The organism is Streptomyces sp. 3330, assembly GCF_031456635.1.
Lineage (GTDB): Bacteria > Actinomycetota > Actinomycetes > Streptomycetales > Streptomycetaceae > Streptomyces.
Genome location: NZ_JAVDVA010000027.1, coordinates 59,397 through 75,029, shown reverse-complemented (window position 1 = coordinate 75,029; position 15,633 = coordinate 59,397). Strand labels below are relative to the sequence as shown.

At 72.3% G+C, this 15,633-nt stretch carries 13 protein-coding genes; 9 read left to right on the top strand and 4 right to left on the bottom strand.

From position 1 onward, the window contains the following. Positions 1 to 106: 106 nt before the first annotated feature. Positions 107 to 352 carry a hypothetical protein gene (locus J2X68_RS33350; protein ID WP_310436336.1) on the bottom strand — a complete coding sequence of 82 codons (246 nt, stop codon included), beginning with the start codon at positions 350 to 352 and terminating at the stop codon, positions 107 to 109. 340 nt (positions 353 to 692) lie between these two features. Between J2X68_RS33350 and J2X68_RS33345 the strand changes: the two genes are divergently transcribed. From J2X68_RS33345 to J2X68_RS33330, 4 genes are all read left to right on the top strand, one after another. Beyond that, positions 693 to 1,082: a cell division protein SepF gene (locus tag J2X68_RS33345; protein WP_028806047.1), complete on the top strand. Its 390-nt coding sequence runs from the start codon at positions 693 to 695 to the stop codon at positions 1,080 to 1,082. A gap of 700 nt (positions 1,083 to 1,782) precedes the next feature. After that, positions 1,783 to 2,967 carry an ATP-binding protein gene (locus J2X68_RS33340; protein WP_399041453.1) on the top strand — a complete coding sequence of 395 codons (1,185 nt, stop codon included), beginning with the start codon at positions 1,783 to 1,785 and terminating at the stop codon, positions 2,965 to 2,967. Then, a complete protein-coding gene (locus tag J2X68_RS33335) occupies positions 2,964 to 3,293 on the top strand; it encodes a nucleotide pyrophosphohydrolase (RefSeq protein WP_310436335.1) in 330 nt (109 codons plus the stop codon). Before J2X68_RS33340 ends, J2X68_RS33335 begins: the two co-directional genes overlap by 4 nt. A 396-nt stretch (positions 3,294 to 3,689) precedes the next feature. After that, entirely contained in the window at positions 3,690 to 4,169 is a 480-nt protein-coding gene (locus J2X68_RS33330; protein ID WP_310436334.1) for a DUF6099 family protein, read from the top strand. Between the two features lie 315 nt (positions 4,170 to 4,484). Here J2X68_RS33330 and J2X68_RS33325 read toward each other — a convergent pair whose 3' ends face one another. Next, positions 4,485 to 4,661, bottom strand: coding sequence for a hypothetical protein (locus J2X68_RS33325; RefSeq protein WP_310436333.1), 177 nt, complete (start codon positions 4,659 to 4,661; stop codon positions 4,485 to 4,487). Positions 4,662 to 4,901: 240 nt separating this feature from the next. Between J2X68_RS33325 and J2X68_RS33320 the strand changes: the two genes are divergently transcribed. The 4 genes from J2X68_RS33320 to J2X68_RS33305 all read left to right on the top strand — a co-directional run bounded on the left by J2X68_RS33320 (position 4,902) and on the right by J2X68_RS33305 (position 11,654). Then, positions 4,902 to 5,825, top strand: a complete 924-nt coding sequence (locus J2X68_RS33320; protein ID WP_310436332.1) for an LLM class F420-dependent oxidoreductase — start codon at positions 4,902 to 4,904, stop codon at positions 5,823 to 5,825. A 179-nt stretch (positions 5,826 to 6,004) separates the two neighbouring features. Beyond that, positions 6,005 to 6,997, top strand: coding sequence for a DUF4232 domain-containing protein (locus J2X68_RS33315; RefSeq protein WP_310436331.1), 993 nt, complete (start codon positions 6,005 to 6,007; stop codon positions 6,995 to 6,997). Positions 6,998 to 7,605: 608 nt separating this feature from the next. After that, positions 7,606 to 9,075, top strand: a complete 1,470-nt coding sequence (locus J2X68_RS33310; RefSeq protein WP_310436330.1) for a 3' terminal RNA ribose 2'-O-methyltransferase Hen1 — start codon at positions 7,606 to 7,608, stop codon at positions 9,073 to 9,075. Next, the gene (locus tag J2X68_RS33305) at positions 9,072 to 11,654 is read left to right on the top strand and encodes a polynucleotide kinase-phosphatase (RefSeq protein WP_310436329.1); all 2,583 of its coding nucleotides are present in this window, start codon (positions 9,072 to 9,074) and stop codon (positions 11,652 to 11,654) included. Before J2X68_RS33310 ends, J2X68_RS33305 begins: the two co-directional genes overlap by 4 nt. A gap of 425 nt (positions 11,655 to 12,079) precedes the next feature. Here the strand turns inward: J2X68_RS33305 and J2X68_RS33300 are convergent, their stop codons facing one another. Beyond that, positions 12,080 to 13,021: a hypothetical protein gene (locus J2X68_RS33300; RefSeq protein ID WP_310436328.1), complete on the bottom strand. Its 942-nt coding sequence runs from the start codon at positions 13,019 to 13,021 to the stop codon at positions 12,080 to 12,082. Continuing rightward, positions 13,018 to 14,187: an SPFH domain-containing protein gene (locus J2X68_RS33295; RefSeq protein ID WP_310436327.1), complete on the bottom strand. Its 1,170-nt coding sequence runs from the start codon at positions 14,185 to 14,187 to the stop codon at positions 13,018 to 13,020. Before J2X68_RS33295 ends, J2X68_RS33300 begins: the two co-directional genes overlap by 4 nt. A gap of 198 nt (positions 14,188 to 14,385) precedes the next feature. On the opposite strand from J2X68_RS33295, the gene J2X68_RS33290 reads away from it, so the two are divergent. After that, a complete protein-coding gene (locus J2X68_RS33290; RefSeq protein ID WP_310436326.1) occupies positions 14,386 to 15,609 on the top strand; it encodes an arginine deiminase in 1,224 nt (407 codons plus the stop codon). Positions 15,610 to 15,633 lie beyond the last annotated feature (24 nt).

Sequence of the window (15,633 nt, the reverse complement as noted above, 5' to 3'; positions counted from 1 at the left end):
CGTTCGGCGGCGGGCGTCTGGCGTCCGGCACCGCGTCCTGCGTCAGGCCCCGGCCTTCGGCGGTCAGCCCCCGGCGTCCTGCGGTCAGGCCCCGGCTTTCCGGACCTCAGTCGGAAACGGTGGAGTGCTCCGGGTCCGACTCCCGCTCGACCGACTCCGACTCCGACTCCGACTTCGCCCTCGACGTGGACGCCGCCGCCTCCTCCGACTTCGCCCTCGACGTGGACGCCGCCGCCGCCCCCGACTTCGCCCTCGACTCGGACTCCGGTGCCGCCGCCGTCGTCCTCGGCATCAGTGCGTTCATCGCGGCGCACTGCTCGGGTCCCATGACATGGGCCAGCGCCCCCGTCACCGTTTCGGCCAGGATAGGGCTTGCGTGACAGAACGGTTGGCGAGGTGCGGCGGGCCGACGTGAGCCGTGTGTCCAGCGGCCGTGTGTTCAGCCGGGGGGGCGCCGGATTCGCTTTCTGAGCGTTACCGGCCTTGTTTCCGCCGAGTAAGCGTTTCCGTAACGCTATCGGGGCTGGTGAACGGTTTGTTCCCGGGCGTGAGGATTCCGTTGGAGCCACGGTGGGAAGCCGCTGCACGGTACCCGAGACCTGGCGGACCGTGTCGCTGTTGGGCTGAACGGGTGACTTGGCGTAAGAATGGCTGGTGCAGGCATTGAAAGCGAGTCAGTTCGGGGGGTGCCGGTGAACCGTTACGACGTCACCGATGAACAGTGGGAAGGGCTCGCTCAGGTTGTTCCGCTGCGGGGCCGGGACGCGTGGCCGTCGGCGGTGAGCCACCGCTCGCTCCCCGACGCGGAGACGGAGACCCGGCGCCGTTTCGTCGTGCTGCGGGTCAACGTCTTCGCGGACGCACGCGAGGTCGCCGAGACACTGATGGCGGGCATCCCCGTGCTGCTCGACCTGACCGGCGCGGAGACCGACACCGCCAAGCGCGTCCTGGACTTCTCGACCGGAGTGGTCTTCGGTCTGGCCAGCGGCATGCACCGCGTCGACCGCAACGTCTTCCTGCTGACCCCACCGGGCACCGAGGTCAGCGGAATCATGGAGGGGGCGGGGGTTCCCGGAGTCTGAGCGGCCCCGGGCGTCGGGCGACCGCACGGAGCGCGGCGCCTGGTGGCACTCGACGGCACCGGACCCATCGGCTTCCCGGCCCGTCAGCTCCCCGGTCCGGTCCGTCGGCTGTCCGGTTCGGTCCTTCAGCCGGCCGGTCCGGTCCGTCGGCTGCCTGGTCCCTTTGGCTCCCGGGTCCATCGGCTCGGTTGCCGTGTCGCTGCCCCGTCGGTCATCGTGTTCGCCGGCCGCGCTGCCGTCGTCGAGCGTGTTGCCGTCGTGGGCCCGGCACGCCCCTCGGCTGTGTCGCGCCAGCCGCCGCATCACGTCGTCGCTGGTCGGGTTCCGCGCCCGCCGTCGGCGGCATCGATTGCCTTCGGGGTGCTTCGGGTCCGGTGCAGTCGCTCGATCGTAGGAAGCTTTTCGGGGCGGAACGGTTCGTCTGGTGGCGGAGTCCTACGGTCCGGATATGCCCTCGCCGTTCGCCTCCCCCTCCGCTGCCTCCCCCTCCGCTGCCTCTTCCTCTGCTGCCTCCCCCGCCGTCTCTTCCTCTGCTGTTATCCCCTCCGCGCCGTTGGAGCACCCCGCAGACCACCCTTCGCCCGAAGAGCCGCCACCGTCTGCGGACGTCTCCCGTACCGTGCCCCAGCAGGCGCACGCGCCGACCCGAACGTCGGCCCAAGCGCCGACACAGGAGCGGACTCAGGCGCACGGGCGGTCCATGGCGGAACAGCCCGTCCAGCCCGTCCAGCCCGTCGCCCCGGAACCCTGTACGACGTCCCCGCAGGTGCGGTACGTCCGGCCCTGCGTCACGGAACTGCGGCTCTCCGCCTTCGCGGGGCATCGGCGGGCCCGGTTCCCGCTCGGCGCGGTCACCCTGTTCGTCGGCGCCAGCGGGAGCGGCAAGAGCAGCGCGCTGCGGGCGTACGAGGCGCTGGCCCGGCTCGGGGGTGGAGCCCCGCTCGGTGAGGTGTTCACCGACCCGGCCGCGTGTGTGCCGCAGGGGGCGCGGCCCGATGCCCAGCGCCGCCGCGGATTCCGTATCGGCTGCACGGCCGACGGACCCGGCGGCCCTGTTCTGCTCGACGTCGCCGTGCAGGCCGAACCCGAGCTGCGCATCGTGGGGGAGCGGCTGAGCGCGGCGGGCGTCGTGCTGCTGGAGACGGCGCTGCGCGATCCCGGGCGCCGGACGGTGCAGGCGGCCTGGCACACCGGCGGTTCCGCGCCGGTGACGCGGGCACCCCTGCCCGACGACCGGCTCGGCACCGCCCTGCTGCCGTTGCGCGTGGCCGGCAAGACCGACGGGCAGCGGCAGGTGCTGGCCGCCGCGGAACAGATGGTCGTCGCCCTGCGGTCCGTTTTCGCCTGCGATCCGCAGCCCGACTGGATGGGGGTCCCCGTCCCCACCGGCTCCGGCCGACTGCTCACCGGCTGCGACAACCTCGCCGACGTCCTCTGGCGCACCCGCGAGGAGTGCGCACGACGGCACGCACTGCTGGTGGCCGCGCTGTCCGCCGGATCGACGGGGGAGGTCGTGGACCTGCGCGCCGAGCCGCTGGCCGACGGCACCGTCCGCGCACTGGTCCACCGCGCCGACGGCAGCCGCACGGAACTCGCCCGGCTGGGATACGGCGAGCTGCGCTACATCGCCCTGGCCCTGGTGCTGCTCACCGGGCCGGGCGTACTCGACGTGGACCCCGCCGGAGAGGTTCCCGCCGCGATGCAGACCCTCACGCTTCTCGCGGACGGCCTCGACCGCGGCCTCGACGTGCGACAGCGTGCCGAACTGCTGCGGCTGGCGGTGCGGATGGCCGAGCGCGGGCACATTCGCTGCGTCGGCGCGGTCGGCGACGGGTACGGGGCCACCCTGACCGAGGGAGCGACGGTGGTACACCTGGGTCCGTGACAGAACAACATCTCGACGTGGCGCAGCTCCAGCGCAGGCTCGCCGAGTTCGCGGCCGCGCGGAACTGGCAGCCCTTCCACACCCCCAAGAACCTCGTCGCCGCGCTGAGCGTGGAGGCGTCCGAACTGGTCGAGATCTTCCAGTGGTTGACGCCGGAGGAGTCGGCGCGCGTCATGGAGGACCCGGACACCGCCCACCGGGTGACGGACGAGATCGCCGACGTGCTCGCCTATCTGCTCCAGCTCTGCGAGGTGCTCGGCGTCGATCCGCTGGCGGCACTGAGCGCGAAGATCGACCGCAACGAGCAGAGGTTTCCGGCGCCGTAGCGGGCCGGAGCGGTGGCGGTGCGGAGCGGTGGGGAGGCGGGGCCGTATCCGTGGTGGGGAGGCGGGGCGGCGGCAGGGTGCTGACGAGCCCGCACTCCAGCGGCTCGCAGCGGCAGCGCGGCGACGCGGGCAGCGGTCCCCGGCGCACTCCGGCGGCGCGCAGCGGTATCCCGGTGGCGCCCTGGAGGTCTTCCCCGCTGCGCCTCGGAGGTGAGTCGAGCAGTCCGTTTTCACTCTCCGCAGTCGCTGAGCGGACCGAAATCGATTTGTTGTCCACAGATTTCGGTCTTCCTCTGGCTTTTCGCCCCACAGACCCTCACTCTGGGTAGTGGACTGGTGGAGACGGACGTTCGGGCGGACGTGCGGGCAGCACGTCGGGACAGACGGGGGCAGCGCATGGACGCGGTGCGGCTCATCCTGACGAGCAGGCGCGCGCTTGCGGGCAGCGGCGCGGGAGCGGGGATCCTCGAGGAGGTGTGGCAGGCGCAGGCCTTGGCGCAGGCGATCGGCAGTCGCCTCGCCGTCTCGGGCCCGCCCGAACTGCGCGGCGAGGCGCTGGGGCTCACCGAGCTGGCGGGCAGAGGCTGCGGTGTGCTGGGCGCGCCGGACCTCGACCCGGGGGAACTGCTCGCCGCCCGGCTCACCGAACTCGACGACGCCCGCCAAGCACTGCTCGACCTGGGCGGCCTGCTGGGCGAGGTCGGCATCGCCCTGGTCGGCCTCGCGAGCGCGGCGGACGACCAGAGCACGTACTGGAAGTGCATGGAGGCCATCGACGCGGCGGACGAGTCCAGGGACCGGGTCCTGGAGATGCTGCGCAAGCTGGCGGCGAGAGAGGAACGCGAGGAGAGAGAGGGGGCCTTGCCGGAGAGGTGACGAACACCGACCTGTTGTCGGAGAGGTGACGAACACCGACCTGTTGTCGGAGAGGTGAGGAGCACCGACCTTTCCGGCGCCCGGCACCCGGCACCCGGCACCCGGAGCTCGGAGCCCGGAGCCGGCGTTTGGTGCGGGGTGCGGGGTGCGGGGTGCGGGGTGCGGGGTGCGGAGTGAGGGGTGAGGGGTGCTTGGTACCCGGGACCTGGTGCCTGGTGTCTCCTGCCTGGCCAAGCAGGAAAAGGGAGGGCGGGGGAGGGGTGGGGCGGGGGGGGGGAGGGGGGAAGGGGAAGCCGCTTCAGCCCGCCACGCCCCCTACCCGCTCGTCCCCCTCGGCCCCCGCTGCACATTCCCGGCGGACTGGAAATCCGCATCCAGCGCCGAGAGATCCGCGTTCAGCGCCGCCATCAGCTCCTCCATCTGCTGCAGCAGTCCCTTCGGCTGGGCTTCGGCAGGGGCGCCGTCCTGCTGTGGCACGGTCTCTTCGGACATGACGGACTCCTCGGCCCCGGCCCCTGAGAAGGGTCGATGCGGGTGTCGTCCCGGCTCTGACCAGCCGGGTACGGGCGCCGGTCGGTCCGGCTCCGTCCGCCCAACGATCACCGGTGAGGCGGGTCACTGGCCCGGGCAACCCCCCACGCGCGGCACCCCCGATTTTCACCCCGACCGGGGACGGCCGGGGGAGGCGGGACCGGTGGGGTTGACGGGAAGGGCTGAGTGCAGGATGGAGGTATGGATCTCCGCATCTTCACCGAGCCCCAGCAGGGGGCGACCTACGACACCCTCCTCGCCGTCGCGAAGGCCACCGAGGACCTCGGGTTCGACGCCTTCTTCCGGTCCGACCACTACCTGAAGATGGGCGACGTGAGCGGCCTCCCGGGCCCCACGGACGCCTGGATCACCCTCGCCGGGCTCGCCCGCGAGACCAAGCGCATCCGCCTCGGGACACTCATGACGGCCGGCACCTTCCGGTTGCCCGGCGTCCTCGCCATCCAGGTCGCGCAGGTGGACCAGATGTCCGGCGGGCGCGTCGAACTGGGCCTGGGCGCGGGCTGGTTCGAGGAGGAGCACACGGCGTACGGCATCCCCTTCCCGAAGGAGAAGATCGGCCGGCTGGAGGAGCAGCTGGAGATCGTCACGGGCCTGTGGGCGACGGAGCCCGGCAAGACGTACGACTTCCACGGCACGTACTACGACCTCACCGGCTCGCCCGCGCTGCCCAAGCCCGCGCAGGCGAAGATCCCGGTGCTGATCGGCGGCACCGGCGCGACCCGCACGCCCCGGCTGGCCGCCCGGTTCGCCGACGAGTTCAACATGCCGTTCGGCTCGATCGAGGACAGCGAGCGCCAGTTCGGCCGGGTACGGGACGCCGCTCAGGAGATCGGCCGGGCCGCCGACGCGATCACCTTCTCCAACGCGCTCGTCGTCTGCGTCGGCAAGGACGACCAGGAACTCGCCCGGCGCGCCGCCGCGATCGGCCGCGAGGTCGACGAGCTGAAGGCCAACGGGCTGGCCGGTTCCCCGGCCGAGGTCGTCGACAAGATCGGCCGTTACGCCGAGGCCGGCTCCCGGCGGTTCTACCTCCAGGTCCTCGACCTGCACGACCTGGACCACCTGGAACTGATCTCCGCCCAGGTGCAGGCGCAGTTGACCTAGCAGGGCGGGCGGGCACAGGACGAGCAGGTGAACGACGGCGCGCCTCGAACCGGTTCGGACATCGTCGCCCTCGTTGTCCGTGCCGCCGGAGCGCGCCGCCGATCGTCTGTGACACGCCTGTGACCGGAGGTATGGCTTCCGCCACAGGAGATCTGGTCGGCCCCTGATCAGCTGGCCGGATGCGCAGACGCCTCCCCCTCCTCCCGGCCCTCGCCACCGTGCTGCTCCTCACGGCGTGCGGATCGGAACACGCCGGTACGCGGAACGGCGGCGGCGTCGGCATCGGCGCGAGCGGCTCGACGCAGCGGACGCAGGTCACCGAGCCCGCCGTGGACGGGGTCCGGATCACCTCGACGACTCTCCCCTCCGCCTCCGCGAGCCCCGGCGATTCCGGCGGCGGACCCGTCGAGGCCGAACGCCTCCCGACCGGGGCCGCCGCCGACTCCGGCATCTCGGCCGCGTACGAGGTCACCAACTCCGGCACCGCGGACCTGACGTACACCGTCCGTTTCGACTTCACGACGAGCGCGGGCGAGGTCATGGCCGACGAGCGGGTGACCGTGCGCGCGGTGGGGGCAGGCCGGACGGTGCGAGGGACCGTCCGGCCGGGGATGCTCGCGCCGGGAGCGTCCCGGGTGACGAGCGTGAAGGTCGGCGAGGTGACCAAGGTCCCGGCGGACGAGGCGCCGACCGAGGCCGGGGTCTGCCCGCCCTCGGGGATCCGTCTCTCCGCCGACGACGGCGACGCCGCGACGGGTCTGCGCGTCGTGGGGCTCATCCTGGAGAACTGCGGCGACCGGGACTACACCGTGAACGGCTACCCGCAGGTCAGCCTCCTGGACGAGGGCCATGAGCCGATCGACGGCGTGAAGATCTTCCGAGGCGGCGGGGGCATCTCCACCGTCACCGGGTTCGACGACCCGCCCCGGCCCGTCACCCTGAAGCCCGGCGAACGCGCGAGCGCCGGCCTGATGTGGCGCAACACCACCGGCTTCGGCACCGCGGTCGACGTCCCGTACGTCCGGGTGCGCGCCGAGCCCGACGCCGCGCCGGTGATGGTGACCCCGCACCTGGACCTCGGCACCACCGGCAAGCTGGGCGTCAGCCCATGGCGAAGCGCACCGGAGCAGCAGACGGGGGACGGAACGACGGACGAACGGAGGAGACCGTGAGCCGGCCGCCCCCGCACTCCGCTACCGGACCCACCCCGTCAGGCAGCCCGCCCCCCACCCGGCCGCAACCGGCCGAAGCCCATGCAGCACGGGCCCGGCCACCCGCCCACCACAACCAGCGAACGCCCATCCATCACGGGCCCCCGCCACCCATCACGGGTCCCCGCACCCGTCACGGGTCCCCGCACCCGTCACGGGCCCCCGCCCACACAACCGGCCAACGTCTGTCCACAACCGCCCGCCGCCCAACCCTCGCCGTTGAGCCGCCTGAGCACGTGCCCCGCCCGTGCGACTGCTCTGCCCCTGCCCCTGCCCGTGCGACTGCTCTCCCTCTCTCCCGCCCCGCGCGACTCCACGGCACCCGTCCCCCTCCCGACTCCCCCTCGGCGCCGACTCCCGCGCCTGCCCCGGCTCCCCGCTTCCTCCTGCGCTCGCCCCCTCCAGGCTCTGCCCCGCCCCCGGCACCCCGCGCCTGACCAGCGGGGAAAGGCGTCGGTGGGCTGGGAAAATCGCAGGTGGCGTGGAAGCGTTCTCTGTACGTTGTAGGGGTGCGCGAGCGCACGATCAGCGCTTTCGCTCCTTCTTCCCGACCCGACCGAGGCACTCACGTGTTCCTGACGATCAGCACCACCGGCACCCCCGAACGCCCCGCCACCGACCTGGGCTTCCTGCTGCACAAGCATCCCGACAAGGCACAGGCGTTCTCCACCTCCTACGGCAAGGCCCACGTCCTCTATCCCGAGGCAGATGCCGAGCGCTGCACGGCGGCGATGCTGCTGGAGGTGGACGCCGTGGCGCTGGTCCGGCGCGGCAAGGGCAAGGGCCGGGGCGGTGCTCCGGACGCGGCCCTCGCCCAGTACGTCAACGACCGCCCCTACGCGGCCTCCTCGCTGCTCGCGGTGGCCCTGAGCGGCGTGTTCTCCAGCGCGATGCGCGGCGTCTGCGCGGCGAAACCCGAACTCCCCGCGCAGACCAGGCCGTTGCGTGTCGAGGTGCCCGCACTGCCCGCTCGCGGCGGCGCCGATCTCGTACAGGCTCTCTTCGAGCCGCTCGGCTGGACCGTGACCGCCGAACCGGTGCCCCTCGACACGGAGTTCGAGGAGTGGGGTGACTCGCGGTACGTGCGTCTGGTCCTGGAGTCGGAGACGCTCACCGTCGCCGAGGCGCTGCGTCACCTGTACGTCCTGCTGCCCGTCCTGGACGACGCCAAGCACTACTGGGTCTCCTCCGACGAGGTCGACAAGCTGCTGCGCGCCGGTGAGGGCTGGCTGTCCGAGCACCCTCAGCAGAAACTGATCACCAGCCGTTACCTCTCCCGCCGCTGGTCGCTGACCCGTCAGGCGATGGAGCGGCTGGAACTGGTCCGGCTCGCCGAGGCCGACGACAGCGCGGTCGAGGAGATCGACAACGCGGTCGAGGCGGAGGCCGAGACGGAGGAGCGTCCGACCCCGCTGGCCGTGCTGCGCCGTGAGGCGATCGTCACGGCGCTCACGGGGTCCGGGGCCGCCCGGGTCCTCGACCTCGGCTGCGGACAGGGCCAGTTGGTGCAGGCGCTGCTGAAGGACCCGCGTTTCACCGAGATCGTCGGTGTCGACGTGTCCATGCGCGCGCTCACCATCGCCTCCCGTCGGCTGAAGCTGGACCGCATGGGCGAGCGGCAGGCCTCCCGCGTCCAGCTCGTGCAGGGCTCGCTCGCCTACACCGACACCCGCCTCAAGGGGTACGACGCCGCCGTGCTCAGCGAGGTGATCGAGCACCTCGACCTGCCCAGGCTGCCCGCCCTGGAGTACGCGGTGTTCGGTTCGGCCCGCCCGCGCACGGTCCTGGTGACCACCCCGAACGTCGAGTACAACGTCCGCTGGGAGACCCTCCCCGCAGGGCACGTCCGGCACGGTGACCACCGCTTCGAGTGGACCCGTGAGGAGTTCCGCGGCTGGGCGGCCGCGGTCGCCGAACGGCACGGCTACACCGTCGAGTTCGTCCCCGTCGGACTGGACGACCCGGAGGTCGGCCCGCCCACCCAGATGGCCGTATTCACCCTGAGCAGCGCGAACGAGAAGGAGGCGAAGGCAGCATGACCGACACTCAGGTATCCGCAGGGCAGGGCCGCGTGCTGCCTGTCACCGACCTCTCCCTCGTCGTGCTGATCGGCGCGTCCGGGTCCGGCAAGTCCACCTTCGCCCGCCGCAACTTCAAGCCCACCGAGGTCATCTCCTCCGACTTCTGCCGCGGTCTGGTCTCCGACGACGAGAACGACCAGAGCGCGACACGGGACGCCTTCGACGTCCTGCACTACATCGCGGGCAAGCGGCTCGCGGCCGGCCGCCGCACGGTGGTCGACGCCACCAGCGTGCAGCAGGACGCCCGCCGGCAGCTGATCGAACTGGCCAAGCAGTACGACGTGCTGCCCATCGCCATCGTGCTGGACGTGCCTGAGGAGGTGTGCGCCGAACGCAACGCGGCCCGTACCGACCGCGCCGACATGCCCCGCCGGGTCATCCAGCGCCACACCCGCGAGCTCCGCCGCTCACTGCGCCACCTGGAGCGTGAGGGCTTCCGCAAGGTGCACGTCCTGCGGGGCGTCGACGACGTCGACAACGCCTCGGTCGTCACCGAGAAGCGCTACAACGACCTGACGCACCTCACCGGGCCGTTCGACATCATCGGCGACATCCACGGCTGCGCCTTCGAACTGGAGTCCCTGCTCGGCAAGTTGGGCTACGTGGACGGCGTCCACCCGGACGGCCGGCAGGCCGTGTTCGTCGGCGACCTGGTCGACCGGGGCCCCGACAGCCCCGGCGTGCTGCGTCGCGTGATGGCGATGGTCAAGTCGGGCAACGCCCTCTGCGTCCCCGGCAACCACGAGAACAAGTACGGCCGTCACCTGCGCGGCCGCAAGGTCCAGCACACCCACGGCCTGGCCGAGACCATCCAGCAGATGGAGGGCGAGAGCGAGGAGTTCCGCACCGAGGTACGGGAGTTCATCGACGGTCTCGTCAGTCACTACGTCCTCGACGGCGGCAGGCTCGTGGTCTGCCACGCGGGTCTGCCGGAGAAGTACCACGGCCGCACGTCCGGCCGCGTCCGTTCGCACGCGCTGTACGGCGACACCACCGGTGAGACCGACGAGTTCGGCCTGCCGGTGCGCTACCCGTGGGCGGAGGACTACCGGGGCCGCGCGGCGGTGGTCTACGGCCACACGCCCGTCCCGGAGGCCACCTGGCTCAACAACACGATCTGCCTGGACACCGGCGCCGTGTTCGGCGGCAAGCTGACCGCGCTGCGCTGGCCGGAGCGCGAGCTGGTCGACGTACCGGCGGAGCAGGTCTGGTACGAGCCGACGAAGCCGCTGCGCTCCGAGGCCCCCGGCGGACACGACGGCCGCCCGCTGGACCTGGCGGACGTCCAGGGCCGACGCATTGTCGAAACCCGTTACGAGGGCCAGAACCGTGTCTCGATCCGCGAGGAGAACGCGGCCGCGGCCCTGGAGGTCATGAGTCGTTTCGCGGTGGACCCGCGGCTGCTGCCGTACCTGCCGCCGACGATGGCCCCCACGGCGACCTCGCATGTCGAGGGCTACCTGGAGCACCCGGAGGAGGCCTTCGCGCAGTACGCGCGGGACGGGGTCGCGCGGGTCGTGTGCGAGGAGAAGCACATGGGCTCGAGGGCGGTGGCCCTGGTGTGCCGGGACGCGGAAACGGCGCGTAAGCGTTTCGGCGTGGACGGCCCCACCGGCTCCCTCTACACCCGTACGGGCCGGCCGTTCTTCGACGACGAGAGCGTGACGGAGGAAATCCTCGGCCGGATACGGACCGCGGTGGACGAGGCGGGCCTCTGGACGGAGCTGGCCGCACCCGACAGCGCTTCCGGCGCGGTGGACTGGCTGCTGCTGGACGCCGAGCTGATGCCCTGGTCGCTGAAGGCGTCGGGTCTGCTCCGCTCGCAGTACGCGGCCGTGGGCGCCGCGTCCCGCGCGGTCTTCCCGGGCGCCCTGTCCGCCCTGGAGGGCGCGGCGGCACGCGGCGTCGACGTCGGGGACCTTCTCTCCCGGCAGCGTGAACGCGCCTCGGACGCGGCCGCGTTCACCGAGGCGTACCGCCGCTACTGCTGGACGACGGACGGTCTGGGCGGCGTGCGCCTGGCCCCGTTCCAGATCCTCGCGGTCCAGGGCCGCAGCCTCGCCGGCCTGCCCCACGACGAGCAGTTGTCGCTCCTCGACCGGCTGGTGGAACACGACAACACGGGGCTGCTCCAGACGACCCGGCGTCTCTACGTCGACACGGCCGACCCCGAGTCGGTCCGGGCAGGTGTCGACTGGTGGCTGGAAATGACGGGCCGAGGCGGCGAAGGCATGGTCGTCAAGCCGCTGGGCGCCCTGGTGCGCAGCGGCGAGGGCCGCCTGGTCCAGCCAGGCATCAAGTGCCGGGGCCGCGAGTACCTCCGGATCATCTACGGCCCGGAGTACACCCGTCCCGACAACCTGACCCGGCTGCGCGGGCGCTTCCTCAACCACAAGCGGTCGTTGGCGATCCGTGAGTACGCGCTCGGCCTGGAGGCCCTGGCCCGCCTGGCCGAGGGGGAGCCCCTGTGGCGCGTCCACGAGGCGGTGTTCGGCGTGCTGGCCCTGGAATCGGAGCCGGTCGACCCGCGGCTGTGAGCGGCCCGCCCGGTTTCGCCCCGCCGGGCCGGGAGCTGTGCCGCGCCGCGTCCCTCCGGCCGGAGGGACGCGGCGCGGCGGCACCCGCTACGACCCGCTCGCCGAGCGACGAAGCCTGTCCCGGCGTCCCCCGTCACCGGGCCGGGCGTCAGGTCGGCCGGCCCGGCGACGCCGACCGGTCGGGCCTTCGGCGAGCAGGAGCTCGACGCCGGGACGCCGGGACCGGCGTTCGCTCCCCTGCCTCAACCCTCCACCGTCCGCCACCCGCCCCCTGCCCCGGCGTCCCCCCGTCCTCCGCCCGGCCCTGGGACTCCACCCCGCCCCCAGGCCTCCATCCGCCCCCCCCGGGCCCGGCCCCGGGCCTCCACCGGGCCCCGGGCCTCCACCGGGCCCCGGGCCTCCCGGCCCGGTGTCGCCGCTGCGGCTCAGCCGACGAGCTGTAGCGCCGTCTCCGCCCGTCCCACCCGTACCCGCTGCCCCCAGGTCAGCTCGACCGCGTCGCTCTCGATCCCGTCGCCGAAGGCGATGAGCCGCTCCGACTCGACGGTGAGCGTCAGCCGGTCGCCGGCCGCGAGTTCGCCCGCGACCAGCGAGGTGCCGGTCGCGGGGGACGGCCAGGCCTCCCGCACGAACCACACCAGCCGGTCCTCCGTCGGGCCCGGAAGGCGCAGGCTCCTGTCGCCTCCGCCTCCGCCTCCGCCCCTGCCTCCGTCCCCGCCGCCCCGCTCCTGCCACACCGACCGGATCCAGCCGGTCGCCCCGGTGCCCGTGCCCACCAGCACCCCGGAGGAGGCCTGGGCCTCGACGGCACCCCCGTCGTCGTCGAAGCCCAGGCGGTAGCGGGCGGTCTGGTGGCCCGCGGCGCCGAGATAGATCTCGTTGAGGGCCAGCAGCCGCTGGGTGTCGTCGGCCACCGCCTCGACCATGGTCAGCCCGTCCGTGCCGGTGCCCGCCGTGAACACGGAGGGCAGGAGCAGCCGGGCGTCCGCCGGGCGGTGGCGGACCAGGACACCGGGGTTGCGGCCGGGGTCGGTGTCGATGCCGACCACCGGCTGGCCGGCCAGGTACTTGGCGACGTTCGCCACCAGTCCGTCCTGGCCGACCACGACCACCACGTCCTCCGGGGCGAAGAGGAAGCGGTCCAAATCCCCTCGCTCCACGCGTGACTGACGCCAGGTCAGAGGGATCGCCGCCGTGACCTCCGCCATGGCCCGCCTGGTGCGCCGGTGGCGTTCGGCGACCTCCTCGATGTCCCGGCCCCGCGAGGAGAGGAAGAAGGCGGCCTGGCCGTGGGTGCCGTGCCGGGCCACCAACTCCTCGTACTCCGTGGTGCGGTGGACCAGCACGGCCCGCGGGGCGAGACTCATTCCCGTTCCCCGGCGCCGAGCCTCGACAGGAGCCCGGTGAGGACGTCCGGCGAGATCGTCACGCTGTCGATGTGCGGCAGGTTCTCGGCCAGACGCGTCCCGGTGAGGGCGTGCAGGGTCGCCACGTCGACGTCCGCGTGCACGCGCAGCCAGGCTGCCTGCGCCTGGGCCCGGGCCTCGCCGACCTCGCGCGCCGCCTGCGCCTCGGCGTGGGCGAGCTGGACCGAACGGGCCGCCTCCGCCTCGCCGAGCCGGACCGCGCGTGCCGCCTCCGCCAGGGTGAGCCGCTCGGTGCGCTGTGCCTCGGCGTCCGCGAGCTGCACCTGCTTCGCCGCCTCCGCCTCCGCCAGCTTCACCGACCGCGCGGCCTCCGCCTCCGCGAGCCGCACGGTCCGGGTCGCCTCCGCCTCCGCCCGCACCTTGTCCGCCGCCGCGCTCTCCTCCGCCTCACGACGGGTGTTCGTGCCGCGCTGCTCGACCAACTGCTCCTCACGACGGGCCAGTTCGATCTTGCTGGCCAGTTCGTTCTCGGCGATCGTCCGTTCCCGCTCGACGGCCACCGCCCGCCGTTCGTACGTCGCCCGGTCGGCCTCCTGCTGGATCAGCTCACGCGCCGGGGTGCGCAGCGCCCGCTCCACCTCCGGTTCCGGACGCAGCGCGACGACCCGCACGGCCACGATCTCGATGCCCGTGGCCGGCAGTCGCGGCTCCGCCGCAAGCCCCGCCGCGACCCGCTCCCGTACCGACGTCACGCCGTCCACCAGCGCCGACGCCAGTGACGTACGCGCGAGGACGTCCAGCGCGTGCTGCTGCGCCGTCTCCGTCAGCAGGGTGCCGAGCTGCTCCAGGGGCGCGCTGCGCCACACACCCGTGTCGGGGTCGATGGAGAAGTCGAGGCGGGCGGCGGCGACCGCCGGGTCGCTGATCCGGTAGGTCACCGTCGCCTGCACGGCCACGTCCTGGAAGTCGACCGTGCGGGCGTGGAAGGTCATCGCCAACTCGCGGTCGTCCACCGGCACTTCGGAGAGCGCCGCGCTCAGTGCGCGGAACCAGAAGCTGAGCCCGGGACCGTCGTGCGCCAGCTTGCCGGAGCGGTGGTGGCGCACGTGCGCCGTCGGGGCGCCGCGCAGATGGCGCCAGCCGAGGCGCCGGGTGATGTCGGCCATGAGTGACCCCCCTCGTTCCGTTTCTCGTCAATGCGACGATAAGAGAAACGATAGTCGTGCGTTCCTCTTCTCGTCAAGGGGACGAGAACGGGTGGACGAGGGTGGAGTGCGGGTGGAGTGCGGGTGGAGAGCAACAAGCGCGTGCGGAAACGGTCCAAGTAGGGGGTGAAGGCGGTCCTCGATGGTCAGGATGGAGACATGGGATTCCATGTCGACTCCGAGGCCGGGCGGCTGCGCCGCGTCATCCTTCACCGGCCGGATCTCGAGCTCAAAAGGCTCACCCCCAGCAACAAGGACGCCCTTCTCTTCGACGACGTACTGTGGGTGCGCCGGGCGCGCGCCGAGCACGACGGGTTCGCCGACGTGCTGCGCGACCGCGGTGTCGCCGTCCATCTCTTCGGCGACCTGCTCACCGAGGCCCTGGAGATCCCGGCGGCCCGAGCGCTCGTCCTGGACCGCGTCTTCGACGAGAAGGAGTACGGGGTGCTCGCCACCGACCACCTCCGCGCCGCCTTCGAGACACTCCCCGCCCCGGACCTGGTGGAGGCCCTCGTCGGCGGCATGACCAAGCGGGAGTTCCTGGAAGCGCATCCGGAACCGACTTCCGTGCGCTTCCACGTCATGGACCTCGACGACTTCCTGCTCGACCCGCTCCCCAACCACCTGTTCACCCGCGACACCTCCGCCTGGATCTACGACGGTGTCGCGATCAACGCCATGCGCTGGCCGGCCCGGCAGCGCGAGACCGTCCACTTCGAGGCGATCTACCGGCACCACCCCGTCTTCCGCGACGAGACCTTCCGCGTCTGGTCCGAGGGGCAGGCCGACTACCCGTCCACCATCGAGGGCGGTGACGTCCTCGTCATCGGCAACGGCGCCGTGCTGATCGGCATGAGCGAGCGCACCACTCCGCAGGCCGTCGAGATGCTCGCCCACAAGCTGTTCGAGGCGGGTTCGGCCGAGACCATCGTGGCGCTCGACATGCCGAAGCGGCGCGCCTTCATGCACCTCGACACCGTGATGACGATGGTCGACGGCGACACCTTCACCCAGTACGCGGGCCTCGGCATGCTCCGCTCGTACACCATCGAACCGGGCGTCGGCGAGAAGGAGCTGAAGGTCACCGACCATCCGCCGGAGCACATGCACCGCGCGATCGCCGCCGCCCTCGGCCTGAGCGAGATCCGGGTGCTCACCGCCACCCAGGACGTCCACGCGGCCGAGCGGGAGCAGTGGGACGACGGCTGCAACGTCCTCGCCGTGGAGCCGGGCGTCGTCGTCGCCTACGAGCGCAACGTCACCACCAATACCCATCTGCGCAAGCAGGGCATCGAAGTGATCGAGATCCCCGGCAGCGAACTGGGCCGGGGGAGGGGCGGACCGCGCTGCATGAGCTGCCCGGTCGAACGGAGTGCCGTATAGGCGTACCTGTGTCTGTATAAAAAT

Coding starts and splice junctions, on each gene's coding strand:
- J2X68_RS33330 (WP_310436334.1), top strand. CDS start 3,690: ATGGACGCGGTGCGGCTCATCCTGACGAGCAGGCGCGCGCTTGCGGGC.
- J2X68_RS33325 (WP_310436333.1), bottom strand. CDS start 4,661: ATGTCCGAAGAGACCGTGCCACAGCAGGACGGCGCCCCTGCCGAAGCC.
- J2X68_RS33305 (WP_310436329.1), top strand. CDS start 9,072: ATGACCGACACTCAGGTATCCGCAGGGCAGGGCCGCGTGCTGCCTGTC.
- J2X68_RS33290 (WP_310436326.1), top strand. CDS start 14,386: ATGGGATTCCATGTCGACTCCGAGGCCGGGCGGCTGCGCCGCGTCATC.
- J2X68_RS33315 (WP_310436331.1), top strand. CDS start 6,005: ATGCGCAGACGCCTCCCCCTCCTCCCGGCCCTCGCCACCGTGCTGCTC.
- J2X68_RS33295 (WP_310436327.1), bottom strand. CDS start 14,187: ATGGCCGACATCACCCGGCGCCTCGGCTGGCGCCATCTGCGCGGCGCC.
- J2X68_RS33320 (WP_310436332.1), top strand. CDS start 4,902: ATGGATCTCCGCATCTTCACCGAGCCCCAGCAGGGGGCGACCTACGAC.
- J2X68_RS33340 (WP_399041453.1), top strand. CDS start 1,783: ATGGCGGAACAGCCCGTCCAGCCCGTCCAGCCCGTCGCCCCGGAACCC.
- J2X68_RS33300 (WP_310436328.1), bottom strand. CDS start 13,021: ATGAGTCTCGCCCCGCGGGCCGTGCTGGTCCACCGCACCACGGAGTAC.